The sequence below is a fragment of the Ramlibacter sp. genome (assembly GCF_035706265.1).
Taxonomy (GTDB): Bacteria; Pseudomonadota; Gammaproteobacteria; order Burkholderiales; family Burkholderiaceae_C; genus Ramlibacter.
The window spans coordinates 1-5,485 of sequence record NZ_DASSVG010000482.1; the positions used below are offsets into that span (position 1 = coordinate 1).

Genomic DNA, 5,485 nt, shown 5'->3' on the forward strand with positions numbered 1-5,485 from the left:
GTCGGCTACGGCGAAGGCGGCGTGCTGACCGAAGCCGTCCGGCGCCGTCCGTACAGCGTGGTGCTGCTCGACGAGGTCGAGAAGGCGCACACCGACGTGCACGAGCTGTTCTTCCAGGTCTTCGACAAGGGCTGGATGGAGGATGGCGAAGGGCGCGACATCGACTTCCGCAACACGATCATCCTGCTCACCTCGAACGTCGGCACTGACCTGATCATGTCGATGACCCGCGACCCCGAGCTGATGCCGGAGCCCGATGCGATCGAGCTGCAGCCGCACGATGTTCCCCATCATCTCGTCCGACAGGGGGTAGTACGGCACCACCACCAGCCGACCGAGCAGCGCCGCCGGGAAGACCTGCAGCAGCGGCTCGCGCAGCGCGCGGGCGATGCCCTCCGGCTCCGGCAGGCGCGCCGGGTCGCGGCACAGGCGCATGATCAGGTCGGTGCCGACGTTGCTGGTCAGCAGGATGACCGTGTTGCGGAAGTCGATGCCCCGCCCTTCGCCATCCTCCATCCAGCCCTTGTCGAAGACCTGGAAGAAGAGTTCGTGCACGTCGGGGTGCGCCTTCTCCACTTCGTCGAGCAGCACCACGCTGTAGGGACGACGGCGAACGGCCTCGGTGAGCACCCCGCCCTCGCCGTAGCCCACGTAGCCGGGTGGCGCACCCTTGAGCGTGGAGACGGTGTGCGCCTCCTGGAACTCGCTCATGTTGATGGTGATCAGGTTCTGCTCGCCGCCGTACAGCGACTCGGCGAGCGCCAGCGCCGTCTCCGTCTTGCCGACGCCGGAGCTGCCGCACAGGAGGAAGACGCCGATCGGCTTGTTCGGGTCGTCCAGCCGCGCGCGCGAGGTCTGGATGCGCCGCGCGATCATCTCCAGCGCATGCTTCTGGCCGATCACGCGCTGGTTGAGCGTGTCGGCCAGGCGCAGCACTGCGTCGATCTCGTTGCGCACCATGCGGCCCACGGGTACGCCGGTCCAGTCCTGCATCACGCTGGCCACGGCCTGTTCGTCCACCGAGGGCAGGATCAGGGGCGCGTCGCCCTGCAGCGTCGCAAGCTTTTCCTGCAGGCCGGCGAGCTCCGAAAGCAAGCTTGCGCGCTCGTCCTCCTTTGGCGCGAGCTCGGGATCGGGCTCGCGCAGCCTGGCCCGGATCGCCAGCACCCGATCGACCAGCGCCTTCTCCTCCTCGTGCCGCTGCTGCAGCAGCGCGAGCCGCGTCTCTTCCTCGTCCATTGCGCGGACCACGCGCTTGCGGCGCTCGCCGGCGTCGATGCCGATCGCCTCCTCGCGGCCGATGATCTCGCGCTCCACCTTCAACGCTTCGAGCCGGCGCTGGCAGTCCTCCAGCTCCGGCGGCGTGGCGTGTTGGCTTACCGCCACGCGGGCGCACGCGGTGTCGAGCAGGCTCACGGCCTTGTCCGGAAGCTGCCGCGCCGGAATGTAGCGGTGCGACAGGCGCACGGCGGCCGTGATCGCCTCGTCCAGCAGGGCGACGCGGTGGTGCTGCTCCAGCACCGAGGCCACGCCGCGCAGCATCAGCACCGCCTTGTCCTCGCCCGGTTCGCCGACCTGCACCACCTGGAAGCGGCGGGTGAGCGCCGGGTCCTTCTCGATGTGCTTCTTGTATTCGGCCCAGGTCGTGGCCGCGATGGTGCGCAGCTTGCCGCGCGCGAGCGCCGGCTTCAGCAGGTTGGCCGCGTCGCCGGTGCCGGCCTGCCCGCCGGCGCCGATCAGCGTGTGGGCCTCGTCGATGAACAGGATGACGGGCTTGGGCGAGGCCTGCACCTCGTCGATCACCGCGCGCAGGCGGTTCTCGAACTCGCCTTTCATGCTGGCGCCGGCCTGCAGCAGGCCGATGTCCAGCACGTGCAGGGCGACGTCCTTCAGCTGCGGCGGCACGTCGCCCCTCGCGAGCCGCAGCGCGAAGCCTTCCACCACGGCCGTCTTGCCGACGCCGGCCTCGCCGGTGAGGATGGGATTGTTCTGGCGCCGCCGCATCAGGATGTCGACGATCTGGCGGATCTCCTCGTCGCGGCCGGCCACCGGATCGAGCTCGCCCTTGCGTGCGCGCTCGGTGAGGTCGACGGCGTAGCGCTTCAGCGCCTCCTGCTTGCCCATGGCGGCCGGCGCGATGGCGCCGCTCGCCTCGCCCGGTTCGCCCGCTGCCTCGCTGGCGCGCAGCCCCTCCTCCGGCGAGCCGGCGAGGATCCTGGCGAAGTTGTCGCACAGGTCCTCCAGCTTGATGCGCTCGAACTGCTTCGAGATCGACAACAGCGCATTGCGCAGCGACTGCGTCTTGAGCATGCCGACCACCAGGTGTCCAGTGCGCACCTGCGTGTCGCCGAACAGCAGCGAGGCATAGACCCAGGCCCGCTCGGTGGCGGTCTCGACCCAGCTCGAAAGGTCGGTGATCGAGGTGGCGCCGCGCGGCAGCCGGTCCAGCGAGGCCATCAGGTCGCTCGCCAGCAGCGAGGCGTCCAGCCCGTACTGCTTGACGATGCGGTGCAGGTCCGAGTCGGGCGCGTTGAGGATCTGGTGCAGCCAGTGCTGCAGCTCCACGTAGGGGTTGCCGCGCAGCTTGCAGAACACCGTGGCGCCTTCGATCGCCTTGTAGGCGACCGGGTCGAGCTTGCCGAACAGGGCGGTGCGCGAGATTTCAAGCATGGCAGCCTCCGGGGCGCAGCAGGGACGAGGTGTGGGGACGCAGGCGCAGGTCGCCGCGGTCGCGGGCCTGGGCGCGGCGGCCGATCCAGGCGCTCACGCCCAGGCGGATGCCGCTACCGAGACACGGCGCGGGCACGTGCGCGCGGGCGAGCGTGAGCTGCACGTCCCAGCGCAGGTCGAGCCCGGTGTAGTGGCGCACCCATTCCTCCAGGGCCGGCCAGGCCGTGCCACCCGGCAGGAAGGACTCGTACTGCGCCAGCGTGAGCGGCCCCAGCGCGATGCGGAACTTGTACTGGCGGTCGCGCAGCTTGCGGCCGCAGGCGCTGTCCACGCCCAGCCGCGCGTTGCGCGAGCCGAGCCGCGTGCGGTCTTCCGCGGCGAGGTCCAGCCAGTGCGCGATGTGCGGCTCGATCGCGACCGGCACGCCGAAGTGGTTGGACAGCAGCTTGGCCAGTCCTTCGGCGTGGCGGCTGCGCGCGCCCAGCAGGCCGGCCTGGAACAGGCGCGCGTTTTCCGGCAGCGCGCGCGCGCCCTGCGGCGCATCGGGCTCGCCGCACGCGGCGCCGAGCCAGGCCGCGAAGCGGTCCTCGCCGGGGCGGTCGTGCTGCACGGCCGGCTGCGCCTGCGCCCACGCGCGGTAGAACAGCAGCAGCAGGCGATGGTGGAACAGGTCCAGGAAGCGCGCCAGCGTGGCGTCGCCGCGGTAGCGCAGCCGCTCGCGCACGTACTCGGTGAAGTGCAGCGGCATCGGCCCTTGCGGGCCGAGCAGGCCGAAGAAGCGCACGCCCAGCCGTGGCGCCGCTTCTGTCTCCCTCCCCCTCTGGGGGAGGGTCGGGGTGGGGGCACGCCGCGCGAAACTCGCCAGCGCCGCCGGTGCGAAATCGAGCTCAGGCTCCTCGCCCAGCCGCAGCGCCTCCTGCGAGGGCCGCAGCGCCCGGCCGAGACGCGGCCACTCGGGCCGCAGCGCCTCCACCTGGCGCAGCACGGCGAAGAAGTCGTGGGCGCGCGGCTCGCGTTCGAGGGCAGAGAAGAGCGCGGCGAGGGCTTCGGCGCGGCGGGCGGCGTCGAAGGACGACGCTGGCGGGACGGGTTCGCGCTTCACACCGGCTCCCGCAGGCCGCTGCGCGGCGGCCAGCGCATCACCTCGCCCCGTTGCGGCGTGCGCAGCGTCAGCTGGGTGAAGCTGTTGATCGCGGCATGGCGGGCGAAGAAGCGCTCCAGCACGCTGGCGAGCAGGAAGGCGCTGCTGCCCTGGAAGGCGAGCTCGTCGAGCTCCAGCGCGATCTCCACGCCGGAGCCGAAACTCAGCGGCCCCGCCACTGGCAGGCGGCGCACGGCAGGCCGCACCTGCAGCGCCTGCACGCCCTGCACCTGACGCGCCCAGGCCGTGTCCTCCGGCGGCGCATAGAGCGCCAGCATGGTCCGCAGCGCCGACGCGGCCTGCTGCGGCGTCTCGCCGACCAGCGACAGGTGGTTCAGGGTCAGGTGGCTCACCAGCTGCCAGCCCAGCTCGCCGACCGGGCGGCGCGTCACGGGCCGCGTCGGCCCACGCAGCACGTCGATGCGCCCCACCGGTCCCGGCGACTCCAGCCGCCACAGCGCGTGCGCTCCCTGCGGCGCCCCGGCGCGCGGCAGCAGCGCCGGCAGGTCGCGGTTGGTGACCCAGGCCGAGACCGAGAGCTGCCGAACGTCTTCGCGGTAAGGGGCATGGGCCGGATCGACCAGCGCCAGGTACACCTCCTCGCCCACGTGGGCCGAGCGCGGCCCCTGCTCCTTCTGGCGCGTGGACAGCAGGCGCGGCTCGCGCCGCACCGTGTAGTAGCCGCGCGTGCCGGGCTCGCGCGTCGGCAGGCCTTCGTGCGAGGTCGCGTAGAGCGGCAGGAACTCCTGCTGCGCCACCGCGCCGGTGCCGTAGCCGGTGACGGAGGCGATGCTATGCACCTCGTAGTCCATCGGACGGGCGCGGTCCGGCACCACGTGGTAGTCCCAGGAGCCGGTTCCGAGCTGGATGCGGTCCAGCCGCTTCGGAAACAGGTTGATCGCCGGCGTGCAGAACAAGGCCAGGCTGTTCGCATGGACCAGCGCTTCCAGCGCCGCGTCGCCGCGCCGCAGGAAGACCACGAGCTCCAGCTCGCTGCCTGCCACGCGCGCCAGCCGCGGCGCGAGCTCGGTCAGCTCGAAGAACAGCAGCCGCTGCGGCAAGGCGGCGCACTCCTGCAGCAGCCGGTAGCCGGAGAACGCGCGCAGCGATTCGGGCAGCAGCGCCTCCTCGGCGGCGAAGCCGAGTCCGCGCACGCTTTCGGCCCCGCGCCATTGCGGCGACAGGCTGCCCTCCGCGCCGCCGCCCGCGTGCACCAGCGTGCCGGCCGCCGCCCCCAGCACCAGCTCGTGCAACCGGAAGGCGACGTCGTCGGGTGCGCTGATGTAGAAGGCCAGCCGCTCCAGCCCCAGGTCGCGAAAGGCGAGCCCGCCGCCGCAGCGCAGCCGGATGCGCAGCCCGCCGCGCGTGCCCTGCGCCTGCGGCAGGCGCGCCACTGGCAGGTCGGCCGCATGGCTGAAGTAGCGCACGTCGGCCAGCTCGATCGGCCACAGCGTCACCGCATGGGCGCTGCGGTACTCGCAATGCGTCTCCTGCCCGCGCGCGAGCTCGGAGAAGATGGCGCTGCCGCGCGGGACCTCGTAGCCCTTGACCAGGTTGGGGTCGGCCGGGTCGACGCCGTAGCGCGCCACCAGCATCGAAGGCACCGGCGCCAGGAAGTTGGGATAGATCGCCTCCAGCAGGTGGGCGATCAGCCGCGGCTGCTCCGCCTCCAGC

Annotated in this window: 2 protein-coding genes and 2 pseudogenes; 1 reads left to right on the forward strand and 3 read right to left on the reverse strand. The window is 71.9% G+C overall.

The features are described 5' to 3' along the window. Positions 1–60: 60 nt before the first annotated feature. Positions 61–234 (forward strand): annotated as a pseudogene (locus VFM98_RS26220) (AAA family ATPase); the annotation flags it as partial. A gap of 12 nt (positions 235–246) precedes the next feature. Here the strand turns inward: VFM98_RS26220 and tssH are convergent. The 3 genes and pseudogenes from tssH to tssF all read right to left on the reverse strand — a co-directional run. Continuing rightward, positions 247–2,670 (reverse strand): annotated as a pseudogene (gene tssH / locus VFM98_RS26195) (type VI secretion system ATPase TssH); the annotation flags it as partial. Then, positions 2,663–3,772, reverse strand: a complete 1,110-nt coding sequence (tssG, locus tag VFM98_RS17220) for a type VI secretion system baseplate subunit TssG (RefSeq protein WP_325111127.1) — start codon at positions 3,770–3,772, stop codon at positions 2,663–2,665. The gene tssG and the pseudogene tssH, both read right to left, overlap by 8 nt. Next, positions 3,769–5,485 (reverse strand): type VI secretion system baseplate subunit TssF (tssF, locus tag VFM98_RS17225; protein ID WP_325111128.1); only part of this gene is annotated, 1,717 nt, incomplete at its 5' end. The genes tssG and tssF, both read right to left, overlap by 4 nt.